Origin of the sequence: Paenibacillus sp. GCM10027626 (assembly GCF_042676285.1) — a bacterium.
Lineage (GTDB): Bacteria > Bacillota > Bacilli > Paenibacillales > Paenibacillaceae > Paenibacillus_Z.
Window position 1 is genome coordinate 273,360 of sequence record NZ_JBHTHC010000002.1, and the last position, 17,486, is coordinate 290,845.

At 51.0% G+C, this 17,486-nt stretch carries 19 protein-coding genes; all 19 read left to right on the top strand.

The genetic code is table 11. From position 1 onward, the window contains the following. Positions 1-5 precede the first annotated feature (5 nt). The 19 genes from flhA (at position 6) to ACFQ0N_RS05195 (ending at position 17,466) form a co-directional block, all read left to right on the top strand. Positions 6-2,039, top strand: a complete 2,034-nt coding sequence (gene flhA, locus ACFQ0N_RS05105; RefSeq protein ID WP_379323487.1) for a flagellar biosynthesis protein FlhA — start codon at positions 6-8, stop codon at positions 2,037-2,039. Continuing rightward, positions 2,036-3,382, top strand: coding sequence for a flagellar biosynthesis GTPase FlhF (flhF, locus tag ACFQ0N_RS05110; protein WP_379323489.1), 1,347 nt, complete (start codon positions 2,036-2,038; stop codon positions 3,380-3,382). The genes flhA and flhF overlap by 4 nt, the downstream gene beginning before the upstream one ends. Beyond that, a complete protein-coding gene (locus ACFQ0N_RS05115) occupies positions 3,379-4,242 on the top strand; it encodes a MinD/ParA family protein (protein ID WP_379323491.1) in 864 nt (287 codons plus the stop codon). Before flhF ends, ACFQ0N_RS05115 begins: the two co-directional genes overlap by 4 nt. A 26-nt stretch (positions 4,243-4,268) precedes the next feature. Beyond that, positions 4,269-5,495 (top strand): protein-glutamate methylesterase/protein-glutamine glutaminase, encoded by a 1,227-nt coding sequence (locus ACFQ0N_RS05120; protein WP_379323493.1) that lies wholly within the window; start codon positions 4,269-4,271, stop codon positions 5,493-5,495. A gap of 31 nt (positions 5,496-5,526) precedes the next feature. Next, positions 5,527-7,617, top strand: coding sequence for a chemotaxis protein CheW (locus ACFQ0N_RS05125; RefSeq protein WP_379323495.1), 2,091 nt, complete (start codon positions 5,527-5,529; stop codon positions 7,615-7,617). A gap of 13 nt (positions 7,618-7,630) precedes the next feature. Then, positions 7,631-8,092: a chemotaxis protein CheW gene (locus ACFQ0N_RS05130; RefSeq protein ID WP_379323497.1), complete on the top strand. Its 462-nt coding sequence runs from the start codon at positions 7,631-7,633 to the stop codon at positions 8,090-8,092. 4 nt (positions 8,093-8,096) lie between these two features. Further along, the gene (locus ACFQ0N_RS05135; protein WP_379323499.1) at positions 8,097-8,720 is read left to right on the top strand and encodes a chemotaxis protein CheC; all 624 of its coding nucleotides are present in this window, start codon (positions 8,097-8,099) and stop codon (positions 8,718-8,720) included. Further along, positions 8,717-9,211 (top strand): chemotaxis protein CheD, encoded by a 495-nt coding sequence (locus tag ACFQ0N_RS05140; protein WP_379323501.1) that lies wholly within the window; start codon positions 8,717-8,719, stop codon positions 9,209-9,211. The genes ACFQ0N_RS05135 and ACFQ0N_RS05140 overlap by 4 nt, the downstream gene beginning before the upstream one ends. A gap of 3 nt (positions 9,212-9,214) precedes the next feature. After that, positions 9,215-9,649 (top strand): hypothetical protein, encoded by a 435-nt coding sequence (locus ACFQ0N_RS05145; RefSeq protein ID WP_379323503.1) that lies wholly within the window; start codon positions 9,215-9,217, stop codon positions 9,647-9,649. A gap of 7 nt (positions 9,650-9,656) precedes the next feature. Further along, the gene (locus ACFQ0N_RS05150) at positions 9,657-10,442 is read left to right on the top strand and encodes a FliA/WhiG family RNA polymerase sigma factor (protein ID WP_379324271.1); all 786 of its coding nucleotides are present in this window, start codon (positions 9,657-9,659) and stop codon (positions 10,440-10,442) included. Between the two features lie 23 nt (positions 10,443-10,465). Beyond that, positions 10,466-11,872, top strand: a complete 1,407-nt coding sequence (locus ACFQ0N_RS05155) for a flagellar assembly protein A (protein WP_379323505.1) — start codon at positions 10,466-10,468, stop codon at positions 11,870-11,872. 42 nt (positions 11,873-11,914) lie between these two features. Continuing rightward, complete coding sequence (locus ACFQ0N_RS05160) at positions 11,915-12,241, top strand: hypothetical protein (RefSeq protein ID WP_379323507.1); 327 nt, start codon at positions 11,915-11,917, stop codon at positions 12,239-12,241. A gap of 15 nt (positions 12,242-12,256) precedes the next feature. Further along, positions 12,257-12,823, top strand: coding sequence for a hypothetical protein (locus tag ACFQ0N_RS05165; RefSeq protein WP_379323509.1), 567 nt, complete (start codon positions 12,257-12,259; stop codon positions 12,821-12,823). After that, positions 12,820-13,503, top strand: a complete 684-nt coding sequence (locus ACFQ0N_RS05170; protein WP_379323511.1) for a hypothetical protein — start codon at positions 12,820-12,822, stop codon at positions 13,501-13,503. The genes ACFQ0N_RS05165 and ACFQ0N_RS05170 overlap by 4 nt, the downstream gene beginning before the upstream one ends. Before the next feature lie 195 nt (positions 13,504-13,698). After that, on the top strand, positions 13,699-14,397 hold the full coding sequence (gene rpsB / locus ACFQ0N_RS05175; protein WP_379323513.1) for a 30S ribosomal protein S2: 699 nt from the start codon (positions 13,699-13,701) through the stop codon (positions 14,395-14,397). Positions 14,398-14,540: 143 nt separating this feature from the next. Next, positions 14,541-15,191, top strand: a complete 651-nt coding sequence (gene tsf, locus ACFQ0N_RS05180) for a translation elongation factor Ts (protein ID WP_379323515.1) — start codon at positions 14,541-14,543, stop codon at positions 15,189-15,191. A gap of 151 nt (positions 15,192-15,342) precedes the next feature. Next, on the top strand, positions 15,343-16,071 hold the full coding sequence (gene pyrH, locus ACFQ0N_RS05185) for a UMP kinase (protein WP_379323517.1): 729 nt from the start codon (positions 15,343-15,345) through the stop codon (positions 16,069-16,071). After that, positions 16,071-16,625 (top strand): ribosome recycling factor, encoded by a 555-nt coding sequence (frr, locus tag ACFQ0N_RS05190; RefSeq protein ID WP_379323519.1) that lies wholly within the window; start codon positions 16,071-16,073, stop codon positions 16,623-16,625. The genes pyrH and frr overlap by 1 nt, the downstream gene beginning before the upstream one ends. Before the next feature lie 76 nt (positions 16,626-16,701). Then, the gene (locus ACFQ0N_RS05195; protein WP_379323521.1) at positions 16,702-17,466 is read left to right on the top strand and encodes an undecaprenyl pyrophosphate synthase; all 765 of its coding nucleotides are present in this window, start codon (positions 16,702-16,704) and stop codon (positions 17,464-17,466) included. Positions 17,467-17,486: the final 20 nt, after the last annotated feature.

The following is a 17,486-nucleotide window of genomic DNA, read 5'->3' on the forward strand; positions in this document are numbered from 1 at the left end:
ATTGTATGAAGGCAAAGGATTTGACCATATTGATTGCCATTATTGGTATCGTACTAATGATGGTCATTCCGATTCCCACCGGGTTGCTCGATGTGTTGCTTATTATTAACATTTCCGCGGCGCTCATGATATTGCTGATTGCGATGAATACGAAAGATGCGCTAGACTTTTCCATCTTTCCGGCGATGCTCCTCATAACGACGTTATTTCGTTTGGCGCTCAACGTGTCGACAACGCGCAATATTTTGCAGCATGGAAAAGCCGGGGAAGTCGTAGCAACATTCGGCAATTGGGTTGCCGGCGGAGAAGTGGCGATCGGGTTTGTCGTGTTCTTAATTTTGGTCGTCGTTCAATTCATTGTCATTACGAAAGGCTCGGAGCGGGTTGCAGAGGTGGCTGCGCGTTTTACGCTGGATGCTATGCCGGGCAAGCAAATGAGTATTGACGCAGATTTGAATGCAGGGCTTATTAATGAACAGCAAGCGCGCGAACGTCGGCAAAAAATTGAACGAGAAGCCGATTTTTACGGTTCAATGGACGGTGCGAGTAAATTTGTCAAAGGCGATGCGATCGCTTCGATTATTATTTTGCTGATCAATCTGATCGGCGGTTTTATTATCGGGATGGCGATTCACGGGATGCCATTCGATGAATCGATGAAAACCTTCTCGATTTTGACGATTGGTGACGGTCTGGTCAGCCAAATCCCGGCGCTGTTGATTTCTACGGCTGCCGGTCTAATCGTAACGCGCGCCGCATCAGACGGCAATCTCGCGCATGATATGACCTCCCAAATGTTCCGCTATCCGAAGCTGCTGTATATTGTGGCAGGAACGATCGTTTTGCTGGGTGTCGGTACGCCGATCGGCATCGTACCTACGCTTCCGTTAGCCGCCATTCTTCTCTTCGCCGGCTATCGAATGCAAAATTCGTTAGTGAAGCGGCAGCAGGAAGAGGAGCAGATGGAAGAAGAACAGCAGATTGAAGAGGTGCGCAGTCCGGAAAGTGTCATTAGCCTGCTGCAGGTCGATCCGATCGAGTTTGAATTCGGCTATGGCTTAATTCCGCTCGCAGACACCCAGCAAGGCGGAGATTTGCTGGACCGGATTATTATGATCCGCAGACAGTGCGCACTTGAGCTTGGACTTGTGGTGCCTGTTATCCGCATACGCGACAATATCCAATTGAAACCGAATGAATATGTGATCAAAATGAAGGGCAACACATTAGCCCGGGGTGAGCTGCTGCTCAATCATTACTTGGCGATGAGCCCGGGGCTTGACGATGAAGCGGTCGTCGGTATCGAGACGACCGAGCCGGCCTTCGGTCTTCCGGCGATCTGGATCGATGAGGCAATGAAGGAGCGGGCGGAATTTTCCGGCTACACTGTCGTTGATCCGCCTTCCGTAGTCGCAACTCATTTGACTGAAGTCATTAAACGTCATGCTCATGAGCTAATCGGCCGTCAAGAAACGAAAACATTAGTGGAAAATTTGAAGGAAGCTTACCCGGCGCTTGTCGACGAGCTTATTCCGTCCATACTTACGATTGGCGACGTGCAGAAGGTGCTGGCGAAGCTGCTGCGCGAAAAAATTTCGATTCGCGACATGGTGACGATCTTCGAAACATTGGCGGACCATGGAGCCTACACGAAGGATCCAGATATTTTGACCGAGTATGTGCGCCAGTCGCTGTCCCGCCAAATTACACAGCAATATACGAACAACGATGATACATTGCGTGTCATTACAGTTGGGCCGACCCTGGAGAAAAAAATTGCAGAATCTGTACAGCAATCTGACCAAGGGAGCTATTTGGCGCTCGATCCCATTGCGACACAAACGATCTATCAGAAATTAAATGAGCAGGTTAGCCGGCTCGTACAATCCGGCTATCAGCCGATTGTACTGGCATCGCCAACGATTCGCATGTATTTGCGGCAAATTGTGGAGCGTACGATGCAGGATGTTCCGGTACTCTCCTATAGTGAACTAGAACCTAGTGTAGAAGTGCAAAGCATCGGAGTGGTGAACCTATGAAGGTAAAACGTTATGTAGTCAGCGCGCTTCCGGAAGCAATGACAATGATCCGCAGCGAGCTGGGCGGGGATGCCATCATATTGAATACAAAAGAAATTAAGGTGGGCGGTTTTCTGGGTTTTTTTGGCAAAAAACGGATGGAGGTAATTGCAGCTGTGGAGGCAGGAGTGGGCTCCGGCTCTACCTCTTCGGCTGCCGCTGTAAAAATGAGGCCGGCCCGGCCGGCGGCAAAACCGGCGGCGGCTCAAGCGTCTGCCGTGAAGCCTGCTGCAGCGCCGTCAGCTGTGCCGATGCTGCCAGCTGCGCCGCAGCTTGTGCCCGCTGTCCCTCAGGCGGCAGCTGCAGCTGCCTTTGCCGCCACGCTTAGCCAAGCGCTGGCGGAGGAACCTACGCCTGCGTCTGCGTCACCGTCACCGGCCATTAGCCGCTCCCATCTCCACGAAACGCTTCAGCAGAAACCAAGTGAGAGCGATGCTGTCCTGGCCGAATTGAAGGATATGAAGAAATGGATGGAGCGGATTTCTAAGGAACGGCAGGAGGAGCGAAGAGCTCCGGCTGTTCGAGCTCTGCAGGCCAGGCTGGCGGAGCAGGAGGTGGCGGATGAAATCAGTGAGCGTTTAATTGCTGCGGTCGAGGAGCAGTTGGCCGAGCTCGCTCCGGAGGCGGTCGACCGTAACGCCGTGTGGCGGCTTGCAGGGCAATTCATCAAGCAATGGCTGGAGGAGGTACGCTGCGGCGGAATCGACCGGACAACACGTGTCGTTTACTTCGTCGGTCCGACGGGGGTAGGGAAAACGACCTCGATCGCCAAGCTGGCGGCAGGCCAGTCGCTTCAGGAAGGTAGAAGTGTTGGATTTATTACAGCCGATACTTACCGGATCGCCGCGGTTGATCAGCTCCGAACCTATGCGACGATCCTGAATTTGCCGCTCGAAGTCGTGTTTTCGCCGGCTGAGGTTGCCAGAGCCTTTACGCAGCTCGCGGATCGGGACTTGATCTTCATGGACACTGCGGGACGCAATTTCCGCAATGAATTATACGTCTCGGAAGTGAACAGCCTGATGCAGACAAACGAGCAGGCAGAGACTTTCCTTGTGCTCAGCCTGACTGGAAAATTTAAAGATATGGCGGTTGTTGCAGAGCATTTTGCCAAATATGGGGTGAACAAGGCGCTTTATACGAAGCAGGATGAGACAAGCGCTTATGGAGCCATTATGAATCTGGCGCTGCAGCAAGGAATTAAGCCGGCCTATATCGCTCATGGACAGACAGTTCCCGACGATATCGGAACATTCAGCCCGGACAACTATGTCGAACTGTTATTGGGGGCAATTGATCAATGAGTGACCAAGCGGAGGCACTCCGGCATCTTGTGCGGAGCCGCGATCAACGATCCGGTGGAACTCGCATCATTACAGTAACGAGCGGCAAGGGCGGGGTCGGCAAATCGAATTTCAGCTTGAATTTTGCCCTTTCCCTACAGGAGCTTGGAAAAAAAGTGCTTCTGTTCGATGCCGATATCAGTATGGCGAACATCGACGTACTGATGGGAGCGGCTGCCCCATACAACCTGTACCATTTAATAAAAGGCCAGCAATCCATTTGGGATATTGTGCATGAAGGAACGGCTGGCGTGCACTTTATTGCTGGAGGCTCGGGATTTAAGGACCTGCTGGAGTTAAAGCTGGAAGAATTGGAAGAGATAGAAAGACAGATTGGCCTGCTCCAGAATGTGTATGATGTCATCTTATTTGATACCGGGGCAGGCTTGACGAAAGAAACTGTACGGTTTATTACAGCAGCAGAGGAAACATTGGTTATTACAACGCCTGAACCGACATCGATAACCGATGCTTATGCACTCGTGAAGATGGTAAGGGCAATGGATCATGATATTAGCTTTCAACTCGTCGTCAACCGTGCCGTTGACTGGAAGGAAGGCAAAGCGACGGCTGATAAAATCGCACTCGTTGCCGAACGTTTTCTTGGCATTTCATTGCCGACGCTCGGCATTATACGCGACGACCCGCTAGTGACCAAGGCGGTCAAACGGCAAATGCCGTTCTCGCAAGTTTACCCGGGCTCGATTGCGTCATGTGACATCCGGGCAATTGCCAGACAATTTTGCGCTATGCCCTTAGCAAGGAATGAAGCTAATGGCGTCAAAGGATTTTTACACAAAATGTTCAGACGGATGAAATAGTCCTTTGTGGAGTAGGAGGGTTGCGAATGGCTTCTTATCGTGTGCTTATCGTCGATGATTCCGCTTTTATGCGCAAAATTTTTAGCGATCTTATTGCTGCGGATTCGCAGTTTGAAATCGTAGCTACGGCTACAAACGGACATGAAGCAATCGAAGCAGCCGAGCAATGGCGTCCTGATATTATTACATTAGATTTGGAAATGCCGGAGATGAATGGGCTGGAAGCGCTCGGACACATCATGAAAAAGCGGCCGACGCCGATCATCATGATGTCGAGCACAACCGATGACGGGACGCGGGAGACGATCAAGGCGCTGCAGTATGGCGCGTTTGACTTTATCCGCAAACCGTCTGGAGTCAATTCACCCGATATTTATAAAGTTGGCGAGCTGCTGCTGGAGAAAATGCGGGCTGCGGTCGCCGCCCGCAAAAGCAGAGCGGCTGCTGCTGAGCTGCGCAGCAAGACGGCAGCGCAGCTCCCTTCAAAAATAAGCAAGGCGCAAGCGATTCCCAAAAAAGAAACGCCGCAAACAGGGCTTGCAAAGCAGGAGAAGCCGAAGCAATTCAGGGCGTTTCGTTCTGTTCCCGCTGTATCTGCTGAATCCGAGCCGCAGACAGCCTTTAATGAACAAGAGCAGATTGCTGCCAGCGAGAGCAAGCCAGAGTTAAGCAGTCATTTCCGGCATATCGTCGTGATTGGAACCTCTACGGGCGGGCCCCGTGCTTTGCATGAGGTCATTTCCTCGCTGCCGGGCGATTTTTCCGCTCCTGTACTTGTTGTGCAGCATATGCCGCCCAAATTTACACACTCACTTGCGGTCAGGCTGAACTCGTTCAGCAAGCTGCATGTGGCAGAAGCGGTGCAGGGGGAGCAGGTGCTGGCCGGCAAAGTTTATGTTGCCCCTGGAGGCTGGCATATGACGCTGAAAAAGGAAGGGGCGGCCTACTATATCAAGCTGACGCAAGATGCCCCGCGAGGCGGTCACCGGCCATCGGTCGATGTACTTTTTGAGTCTTGCATCCCGTATGCCGAGCTGGAACGCCATGCTGTCATTATGACCGGCATGGGGAGCGATGGCGCCAAGGGGATGAAGGCATTGAAAGAAAGCGGTGCAAGAAGCGCCATAGCTGAGGCGGAGCAATCCTGCATCGTTTACGGAATGCCGCGCTCTGCGCTTGAAACGGGAGCGGCTGATGTAGCGATCCCATTAAAGCAGATTGCCGGAGCACTAGCCGCCGCTGTACGAAAGTAAAAGGAGTCATTTCTATAGGGGGTGTATGGACGTGGATATGAGCGATTATCTGTCAATGTTTATTGACGAGTCTAACGATCATTTGCAGTCCTTGAACGAAAATTTGCTGCAGCTTGAGGGTAATCCGGAAGACTTAACGATTGTACAAAACATTTTCCGTTCGGCTCATACATTGAAGGGCATGTCGGCGACGATGGGCTTTGAAGATTTGGCCTCATTGACGCATGAGATGGAAAATGTACTCGACCTTGTGCGCAATAGCAAATTAAAGATGGACAGCTTTATTTTTGATACGCTGTTTAAAGGGCTGGATGCACTCGAAGGAATGGTGCAGGATATTATCGGCGGCGGCACCGGCCAGGCTGATGTTTCTGCAATTATTGCCTCGCTGCAGTCCATATTCAAAGGAGAGCATCTGAAAAATGAGCAGGCATCGCCGGCTCCTGCCGCAGCGGGCGCTAGTGCGGCTGCAGGCGGGCAGGCGGAAACCGCCTTGCTGGATGAGTTTCAAACCTCTGTACTGCTGCAATCTATTGAAGCGGGGCACTCCGTCTTTTACACCCAGGTTGCGCTGCGCGAGGATTGTATTTTGAAAGCGGCCCGCGCTTACATGGTTTTCGATTTTTTGGAGCGCAGCGGCGAGGTTGTGAAATCGCAGCCTAGCGTTCAAGAAATCGAACAGGAAAAATTTGACCGCAGCTTCGTTGTCTTTACGATTTCTTCTGTAAGCCAGGAGCAGTTGGAGCAAGGAATCGCTGCCGTGTCGGAAGTTGAATCCGTTGTCGTCACACCGCTGGATCGCGAAACGCTGGGACAACTCGGCATTATGGCGGGGCAGCAGGCTGGCGAGCAGACGGCTGCGGCCAGCGCTTCGGCACCTGCTGCGGCTCCAGCGGGCGGCGAAGCAGCGAAGGAGGAGAAGGCTGCGGCCAGGGCGCAAAAGCCTGCCGCGGGCGGGCAAGCTGCTCCGGTATCGCGGACGATTCGGGTTGATATTGAGCGGCTTGACGGATTAATGAATTTGTTCAGCGAGCTGTTGATTGACCGCGTACGCTTGGAACAACTGGCATCAGAGCTTAAAAATAACGACCTGATCGAAACGGTCGAGCATATGTCGCGCGTGAGCAGCGATTTGCAAAACCTTGTACTGAAATTGCGAATGGTGCCGGTGGAGTCGGTTTTCAATCGTTTCCCCCGCATGGTTCGGGACATTGCAAAGTCATTGGACAAAAAAATAGACTTGGTCATTACCGGCGCCGAGACTGAGCTTGACCGGACGGTTATTGACGAGATTGGAGATCCGCTTGTCCACTTGCTGCGCAACTCGCTGGATCATGGCGTAGAGCCGGTTGCAGACCGGATCGCTGCAGGCAAGAGTGAGACAGGGACCGTACATTTGCGCGCTTTTCACAGCGGCAACCATGTCTTTATTGAAATTGAAGATGACGGCCGCGGCATTAACAAGGAGAAAGTGAAGCAAATTGCGATTAAAAATGGCGTTGTAACAGCAGACGAAGCGAAGCGGCTGACCGAGCAGGAAATTAATATGCTGATCTTCGCGCCTGGATTCAGTACAGCCGATAAAGTTTCAGACATATCCGGCAGGGGGGTCGGGCTCGATGTCGTGAAGACAAAAATAGCTTCCCTCGGCGGTCACGTAACCGTACATTCGGCTGAAGGAAAAGGCTCATGCTTCTCCATTCAGCTGCCGCTCACATTATCGATCATTTCGGCGATGCTGATTAAGCTGGGCGATGAGAAGTATGCGATTCCGCTCTCTTCTATCGTAGAAACGGGCATCATGCGCCAAGAGCAAATCCGCACTGTGCATGGAGCAAGGATGATGGATTTCCGGGGCTCGGTTATCCCGGTAGTATCGCTGAGCCAGGTGCTGGACTCGACTTCCTTCGATGAGAGCGGCGAGCCGGAGACAGAAATTCTTGTCATCCGTAAAGGCGATAAGCTAGCTGCAGTGACGGTCGATGAATTTATCGGACAGAGCGATATCGTATTAAAATCATTGGGCAAATATTTGACTAATATCGAAGCCGTTTCGGGGGCGACTATTCTGGGCGACGGACAGGTAGCGTTAATTATTGATCCGAATGCTTTGATTAAATAAGGAGGGATCAGTTGTGGGAGAAGAAATGAAAGTGATCGTCTTCGGCCTGGGGCAAGAGGAGTATGGAATCGAGGTTGACAAAGTTCGCACGATCGAACGCATGAGCCCGATAACGCGCGTTCCGAAAACACCTGCATTTGTGAAAGGCGTCATTAATTTGCGCGGCGTCGTTCTGCCTATTATCGATTTGCGCGGCCGCTTTGGCCTTGAAGAAACGGAGCCAACAGAGAACACGCGCATCATTATTGTTGCTGTTGGCGATTTGGAGGTCGGCTTCATCGTCGATGCAGCTAATGATGTCATCGATCTTGACCGCGACAGCATCGACTCCCCGCCGGAGGTTGTCGGCGGCATAAGGGCTAAATATTTACACGGCGTTGCTAGGATTGGCGAAAACCGACTGCTCATCATGCTTAATTTGTCCGAAGTATTGAACAAAAACGAAATTATTCAGCTTGAGCAGATCGAGGATTAAAATCGTGAGCAACCCACTAAATCGTCTGGAAGGCTTCAAGCTTGATGTGCTGAAGGAAGTAGGCAATATTGGGGCCGGCAATGCCGCTACGGCATTATCGCGGTTATTGGACAAACCGGTAGATATGAAGGTGCCGAGCGTCAATATTATGCCGTTCGAACAGATTGCCGACAAGGTCGGCGGCTTTGAGCAGGTCGTCGCTGCAATCTATATGCGGGTAGAAGGCGAAGCGCCAGGCAATATGTTTTTCCTCATTCAGCAGGAGGCGGTAAAAAAGCTGTTGGGCAGCCTGCTCGCGGCGGATGCCGGTGAGCGCATCCCGTACACGGAGATGGAAAACTCCGCCCTTGCTGAAATCGGGAACATTTTGGGAGGCTCGTACTTATCCTCGCTTGCCGATTTCACCAGACTAGCGATGCTGCCTACAGTACCGGCTACGGCAGTTGATATGGCCGGCGCCATATTGAGCTATGGACTGGTGCAATCCGGTGAGATGGGAGATTCGGCATTATTGATAGACACCACGTTTCTGGAAGGCAGAGAATCGTTTGCGGGCCACTTTTTCTTCATTCCTGATCCGGAGTCGTTCGATACAATCTTTAATGCTTTGGGAGTGGCATCCGAATGATGCAGCAGCAACTGGTAAAAGTAGGGATGGCAGATTTGAATATCGCAAGCGGCGGAGCTGTGCTGAAAACGACAGGACTAGGCTCCTGTGTAGGACTTGCGCTGTTCGATGAGCAGAATCATATTGCTGGCCTGGCACATGTGATGCTGCCTACTTCGGGCATTGCCCGGGACAGTACGTTTAATATTGCGAAGTATGCGGATACGGCGATTCCGGATCTGATTGGCAAAATGGTCGAAGCCGGTGCCAACCAGAAAAAAATGATCGCAAAAATGGCCGGCGGCGCGCAAATGTTTGCTTTTTCGGCGCAAAGCGACGCCATGCGGATCGGCCCGCGCAATGTCGAGTCCTGCAAACAGATATTATCGCTGTATGAGATTCCTGTATTCGGTGAAGACACTGGGGGCAGCTATGGACGAACAGTTGAGTTTGACAGCTTAAGCGGCGTGCTTGTCATTCGCAGCGTTCAGTTTGGAGTAAAGGAGATTTAAAGGATGATCGGATCGTGGCGTCTGAATATAGCATTCGGACTATGTGGAGCAATATTGACGGCGATATTTGCTTGGAATAGTAACGGGTTTGCTCTGGCGATGCTGCGAAGCGTCTACGCATTTATTGCATTTTTTGCTATCGCCTACATCTTTCGTATCATTTTGGCGGCAATTGTCAATCCGCAGCAGGCATTTGAAGAAGAACGGCAGGAGGACGAGCCCGAGCTTGGGACAAAAGGCAGCGTAGTCGACCTGACGACTCCGGAGGAAGAAGAGGATCTGGGAGCATTGCTGAAACCGCGTATGGAAGAAGAACTTTCACAGGTGCCGGGCAAAGCAGTTGAATTTAAGCCATTGCAGCCGGAACAGCTTTTTTCAAAAGCAAAACGGGAACCGGAAGAAATGGCTAAAGCCGTGCGTCACCTGACAGGAGGGTGAATAGATGATGATCGAGCCGAAGACGCCTCATCTGTCTAATTTGGAAGTTTGGCAGAAGTGGAAAGAAGAAGGGGATATTGAGGCCAAAAAACGTCTGATTGAAAATTACTTGACATTGGTCGATTATGTAAGCAACCGGATGGCGAGCGGCCTGCCAAAAAACGTCTCCCGGGACGACTTGGCAAGCAATGGCGTGATGGGACTGATCGACGCGATTGAAAAGTTTGATTATCAGCGCGGCCTTCAATTTGAAACTTACGCCTCGTGGCGTATCCGCGGCGCGATTATCGATGGGCTCCGTCAAGGGGACTGGGTTCCACGATCTGTACGTGAAAAAACAAAAAAAATCGAAGAGGCTTATCAGCATCTAGAGCAGCAATATTTGCGTACAGTCACGGATGCGGAGATGAGTGCCTATTTGGATGTAACAGAAAAAGATTTTCGCAACATGCTGCAGGAGATTGCCGTTACAACAGTATGCTCGCTCGAGGACCCGATTCGCGAAGAAGAGTCGGAGACGCGGTTATCGCTGTTAATTGATGAAAAAGCGAAAAACCCGGATTATAAGGTGCATGAGTTCTTTTTAAAGGAATCGCTTGTACGCGGGATTGAACGGCTGACAGCTAAAGAACGCACTGTTATTTCATTATTTTATTATGAGGAATTATCGCTAAGTGAAATTGCCGAAGTGATGTCGTTATCGCCTTCGCGCATCTCCCAGCTTCATTCCAAAGCGATATCAAGATTGCGAGGGGCGCTGGACAAACAAAAAGATCAGCTGATGCAGCATTAATAAAATAGAAAGGAGGGAATAAAGTGACGACTTCCGGCTCATTAGAAAATAGTATTACAATTGGCTTGTCTCAAGATAAAATGGCGGCGTATTTGCAGTTTCACACCCGGGACGATGAGTTTTCGTGTACACTTGAGCAATTGGAGGCATTGATTAAGCTGCGAGGGGTCCTATTCGGGATCGATCAGGAGTTATTGCAAAAAATCGCCGAAAATCCAAAAGCGTATTTTCAAAGCCAGACTAAGATAGCGCAAGGAATGCTCCCCCGGACAGGCGAGGATGGCAGCATTAAATATGTCTATAATCTGCACGATAAAGCTTTACGCCCACAGGAGACGGAAGACGGAAAGGTCGATTTCAAGGAAATTTCCCAATTGAAAAATGTGATGCGCGGACAGCTGATTGCAGAAAAAGTCGCTGCAGCCGAAGGCCAGCCCGGGAGGCTGGTTACAGGCGAAGAATTGCCCGCCAAAAGAGGGAAGGAAGCTTACTTTAAGCTTGGAAAAAATGTTGTGCTTAATCCGGAGAAGACAGCTCTTTATGCGGCGATTGACGGCATGATTACATTGACTGACAAAAGCAAGATTAATGTTTTTCCAATTTACGAAGTGAACGGCGATGTGGATTACAAAGTAGGGAATATCGATTTTGTCGGTACTGTCGTTGTCCGCGGCAATGTGTTGAACGGATTCCGGATTCGCGCATCAGGAGACATTCGCGTTATTGGCGGAGTGGAAGGAGCCGAATTGACGGCAGACGGATCCGTAGAAGTGACAGGCGGAATTTTGGCTGCCAATAAAGGTGTTGTACGGGCCGGAAAAAATGTCAAAAGCTCTTTTATTCAGGACGGCAATGTGACGGCAAGCGAAGATATAATCGTAACGCAAAGCATTATGCATTCACAAGTACGGGCCGGCAGACATGTCATATGCAATGGAGCCAAGGGCTTGATTGTCGGCGGTACAGTGCAGGCGGGCGAAAGTGTGTCTGCACGCACGGTCGGCAATACGATGTCGACAACGACGACAATCGAGGTGGGAGTAAAGCCGGAGCTTCGTCAGGAGCTGCTTGAGCTTCGTCAGGAAATACGAACGGTAAGCGACAATCTGGAGAAAACCGAAAAGGCGCTCGTTCTTCTTGATCAGCTCGCCGCCGCAGGACAATTGACGCCTGATCGGCTGGCGCTTCGGGTCAAGCTGACAGCGACCAAACGGCAATCCGCCGAGGAACTGGCTGTCGCCCGTGAGCGGATGCTTGAGATCGAAAAATCGCTCGATCGGATTGATGCAGCCAAGGTAGTGGTAATCAATACCGTATATGGCGGTACAAAAATTATGATCGGGCGGAATACCCGTTTCGTAAAAGATCCGACACAGCGCGTTGTTTTCCACTTTGCGGAAGGCGATATTGCGATGTCTGCTTATTACTAATAACCTTGTAGTGACACGAGGTTTCATGCAGGAGGGATTGAGATGCCCTATCACTCGATTGATTTGCAAGCGTCAATTCCGCGAACGCCTGAAGCGGGCGCGCTGCACAACCAGGCATTGCAGAAGCCGGTAGCGGATCAAACGAAAATGGCGGCTGATGCTGCAAAAGAGACGGAGTTGAAGCGCTCTCAAAATGAGGCGGTAGAAAAGAGCAGCGAGCTGAACATTCGGGAGCGGCCGCATCAGGAAGGCCGCTCGCGCAATCAGGAGAGAAAGCGGGCTTCCCGGGACAATGCGGACGGCAGCACGCCGGAGCAGCATAATTGTACGCATCCTTATAAAGGAAAGCATATTGATATTTCGTTATAAAAGCGGGGGAGCTACATGGAACAACCAGTCGTTATGGTTGCGTTGCTCGGAGCGGTTATTCTCGTATTTGCCTTGATTATGCCAAGACGGAAGTCTGCGGCCGAAAATGAGCCGCCGAAGCAGTCGATGCGAAATATGGAGATTGCACTGGAGCAATTTATGGAAAATATGGAGTCTGACAATCGCGACTTGGTTGAGCTGGTACAGAAAGCGCAGCAAAAGGAGCAGGAGCAAGCTGCAGCGAAGGAGAAGCGGATTGCCGAGCTGGAGCGCCGCTGCGCCGAGCTGGAGCAAATATCAGCTGAATTGCTGCGGAGGCTGGAGCAGAAGGAACAGGAAGGGAGCAGCCTTGCTGTGTCCGCTGCACATGCGAATGCAAATGCTGAAGCGATTCATGCCGCTGAAGCCGGAATGGAGCCGGTAAAGCCGAAGCAGTCGATTAGGACGCGTTATGAGCAATTATTCGTGCTCCATGACAGTGGGAAATCGGTGGAGGCCATTGCCAAAAAGCTGGCGATGAACAAAGGCGAGGTTCAGCTTATTTTGCAGCTGTCCAGGCAGGAGGAAATGGAGGTACGATGAATAGAAAGCCATTTTTGACGGGGCTGGGCATTGGTGTCATTATAGGAGCCCTGCTGCTGCAGCTGATGAATATTGGACATGAGCAGATGGAACAGCCTGAGCGGCCGGGAGCAGAACAATCTGCGGATAAAATCTACTCGCAGGAGGAGCTGGATCAGCGGGTGGCGGAGGAGCGCAAGAAGCTGGAGGAGGAGCAAGCCAGAAAGCCTGTCTCTCCCAAAGCGCCGAATACGCCGAGTAAGCCTGAAGCCGTGCAGCCTCCGCGGCAGCAAACGGAAACGGAAGAGGAGGCGGGAAGCAAGCCGCCGGCAGCACCGCAAACGCCTGAAGCGTCGGTGAAGCCGGAGAAGGAAACCGCTGCCGAGCCGGCGTCTGCCGTTAAGCCGAAAAAAACGGCCGAACCTGCTGCGGAAAGTCCCGCCTCCCCGCCTCCTAATACGAAGGAGGAGGCCGATGCTGCTCCCCGGAGCCAGGAGCCGGCAGCCGATCCGGAAGAGGAGCGAAAGAAGCTTGAAGATCTGCAGTCACTTAAAAACCTGATGCGGAGCACCAATGCCCGCACGGGCTATTTGGCATTGGAAGGCGCGAAAGCTGAGCGCGAGCAGAAAGGGAAGCAGCCCGCCGGCCCGCCTTCTGCGGCGGAAAAAAGCCAAGATAGCGCCATAAAGGACAAACCTTAAGAAATGCGCAGAAATATCACATTATTTAGCAGGCTGTTTGTTGCGCCAGGATGGCAGATATGGTATAGTAATTGACGGTGTTAAAAACACACGCTGATTAATTTCGTCAAGGGTGCTTCAGCCAGGCTGGAGTTTTGGCGGAAAATGACGTCAGCGGAGGATAACACAAAAAACCATTTGGGAGGTGTTGTGGAGATGGCGGTTATTTCCATGAAGCAGCTGCTTGAAGCTGGGGTACACTTCGGTCACCAGACTCGTCGTTGGAACCCTAAGATGGATCGTTATATCTTCACTGAACGGAACGGCATTTACATTATCGACCTGCAAAAAACGGTCAAGAAAGTTGAAGAAGCTTACAACTTTGTACGCTCTTTGGCTGAAGAAGGCGGCACAGTACTGTTTGTTGGTACTAAGAAACAAGCTCAAGACTCAGTTAAAGAAGAAGCTGAGCGCTGCGGCAATTTCTATATCAACCAACGCTGGCTGGGCGGCACTCTGACTAACTTCCAAACAATCCAAAAGCGTATCGAGCGTCTGCGTACGCTGGAGCAATGGGAAGAAGACGGCACTTTCAACGTGCTGCCTAAGAAGGAAGTTATTATTCTCCGCAAGGAGAAAGACCGCCTGGAGAAATTCCTTGGCGGCATCAAAGGCATGAAACAACTGCCAAGCGCACTGTTCATCATCGATCCTCGCAAAGAGCGTATCGCTGTTGCAGAAGCTCGCAAATTGGGCATCCCAATCGTAGGTATCGTAGATACGAACTGCGATCCGGACGAAATCGACTACGTTATCCCAGGTAACGACGATGCAATTCGTGCAGTTAAATTGCTTACGTCGAAAATGGCTGACGCAATTGTCGAGGCGAACCAAGGAGAGCAAACGACAGCCTAAGTCGTTAAAAATATAAGGAAGTATAAGTTTTACCTTATACACAGCTTATAAGCTTTTCAAAGGGTGGTCAGAAGGTTTATTAACCTCTCACCGCCCTTTTTTCGAATGTACACATACGAATTCAATCGGGAGGTTTCTTTATTATGGCAGTTAATGCGAGTGCAGTAAAAGAATTGCGTGAAAAAACAGGCGCAGGTATGCTGGATTGCAAAAAAGCGCTGGAAGAAGCGAACGGAGATCTGACTAAAGCTGCTGAGCTGTTGCGCGAGAAAGGCCTGGCTGCAGCGGCCAACAAAGCTGGCCGTGTCGCAACGGAAGGCGTTGTAGAATCCTACATTCATGCAGGCGGCCGCATTGGCGTGCTTGTTGAAATCAACTGCGAAACAGACTTTGTAGCAAAAACGGATCAATTCAAAGACTTTGCTCGTGACGTCGCGATGCAAATCGCTGCAGCAAGCCCTAAATTCGTTAGCCGCGAAGAGGTTTCCCAGGAAGAGCTGGAAAAAGAACGCGAAATTTTGCGAGCTCAAGCGCTGAATGAAGGCAAGCCTGAAAAAATCGTTGAAAAAATGGTTGAAGGCCGCCTGGGCAAATACTATGAAGAGTTCTGCTTGCTGGAGCAGCCTTTCATTAAAGATCCGGACAAAACCGTCCAGATGCTGGTTAACGAAAAAATCAGCACAATCGGCGAAAACATCTCGATCCGTCGCTTTGTTCGTTACGAACTGGGCGAAGGCTTGGAGAAAAAAGTGGACAACTTCGTTGAAGAAGTTATGTCCCAAGCTAAGCTTTAATCCGACGCGCTAGGCGGGGCGGGGCGTCCGCCCCGCCTTTTGTTCTAACAGGACCATAAAGTACGCGTTCAAATAAAGTCGAATTTTTCATCATTGAGCATACACAATATAGAAGCGCCCGTTCAGAGGGCTGAGATGGAGGGAAACCACGTTGCAAACTCCCGTATTCAAGCGCATCGTGTTAAAAGTAAGCGGCGAATCGTTATCCGGTAATAATGGTTATGGTATTGATGCGGCCGTTATTTCTTCGATTGCAGAGCAGGTTAAAGAAGTAGTCGAGTTAAACGTCGAAGTGGCGATCGTCGTTGGCGGGGGCAATATCTGGCGTGGTATTGCTGGGACGGCAAAAGGCATCGACCGGGCAACGGCTGACTATATGGGCATGTTGGCTACTGTTATGAACTCGCTCGCGCTGCAGGACGCGCTGGAGCAAATCGATGTGCCGACACGTGTGCAATCGTCGATTGCGATGCAGCAAATAGCTGAGCCTTATATTCGCCGCCGGGCCATTCGCCATTTGGAAAAAGGGCGCGTAGTCATTTTTGCAGCGGGTACAGGCAATCCGTATTTCTCGACGGATACAACGGCAGCGCTGCGCGCGGCCGAGATAGAAGCTGAAGTCATTCTGATGGCGAAAAACAAAGTGGATGGCGTATACTCCGCCGACCCATTCAAGGATGCTACAGCAGAAAAGTTCGAAATGCTCACTTATCTTGAAGTATTAAACCGGAATCTGGGTGTCATGGATTCGACGGCTTCATCATTATGTATGGATAACGATATACCGCTTGTCGTCTTCTCGATTACGGAGAAAGGCAACATCAAGCGCGTTGTGCTGGGCGAAAAAATCGGAACAATTGTGAAAGGAAGTGCAGAATAATGCCGCAATCGATTAAAAAAAATGCAGAAGAACGCATGGAAAAAGCGATTGGCGCTTTGAAGCGCGATTTGGTTACTTTACGTGCTGGACGGGCAACACCAGCGCTGCTTGATCGCGTAGAGGTAGAGTATTATGGTGCGATGACTCCTGTCAATCAGCTGGCTAATATCAATACGCCCGATCCGCGTACGCTTATTATTCAGCCTTGGGACAAGTCCTCGCTGGCTGCGATCGAGAAAGCAATTCTCAAATCGGATCTCGGCCTGACACCATCCAACGATGGCACGATCATCCGGCTGTCGATTCCTGCACTTACGGAAGAGCGCCGCGCTGAATTGGTCAAATTGACGCGTAAATTTGGCGAAGAAGCAAAGGTAGCCATCCGCAACATTCGGCGCGATGCGAATGATGATATTAAAAAACTGGAAAAAACGGACATTTCAGAAGATGAATCTCGCCGTCACCAGGATGATATTCAGAAGTCGACAGACAAGTTCACTGCTGAAGTAGACAAAGTATTGGCAGCTAAAGAAAAAGAGATTATGGAAGTATAATGCACGCTCACCGGCCCCTCCGACAGGTGGGGTTTGTTGCATAAATTGACGCTAGCGAGCGGTGGGAGGTAGGCGCATGTTACAGCGGTTGAAGGCATTGTTTGGCAGCAGGCCAAAAGAGTCCAGGACGCTTCTAGAGACCGACAATGTACCGCAGCATATCGCGATCATCATGGACGGCAACGGACGATGGGCGCAGAGCCGGGGGTTGCCCCGTGTTGCAGGGCATCATGCGGGAATGAAGGCGGTCAAGCGCATCACGGTCGCCGCTGACCGACTGGGCGTCAAATATTTAACGCTCTACGCCTTTTCCACGGAAAATTGGAAGAGACCGAAGGCGGAAGTGGAATTTTTGATGAAACTGCCGCAAGAGTTTTTGTCCATTGAATTGGATGAGCTGATCGAGAAAAACGTGCAGGTGCGCATGATGGGATATAAAAGCGAACTGCCTGGTCATACGTTGTCGGCTGTCGAAGAGGCCGTTGAAAAAACAGCGCATAATACAGGGCTGGTGCTTAATTTTGCGTTGAATTACGGCAGCCGTAAAGAAATGATAGAAGCTGTCAGGCAGCTTGCCGAATCGGCGCGCGAGGGCAGTCTGAATCCACAAGATATCGAAGAAAAAGATTTGTCTGCGAAATTGCTCAGTGCAGAGATTCCCGACCCGGATTTGCTTATCAGAACGAGCGGCGAGCTGAGGCTGAGCAATTTTATGCTGTGGCAGTGCGCATACAGCGAGCTATGGTTTACGGACGTCTATTGGCCTGAGTTTACGGAAGATCATTTTCATGAAGCTGTGCGGGAATACCAGCGCAGAGCGCGCCGCTATGGCGGTCTGTAGCGCAGCCACAGATTGATTTG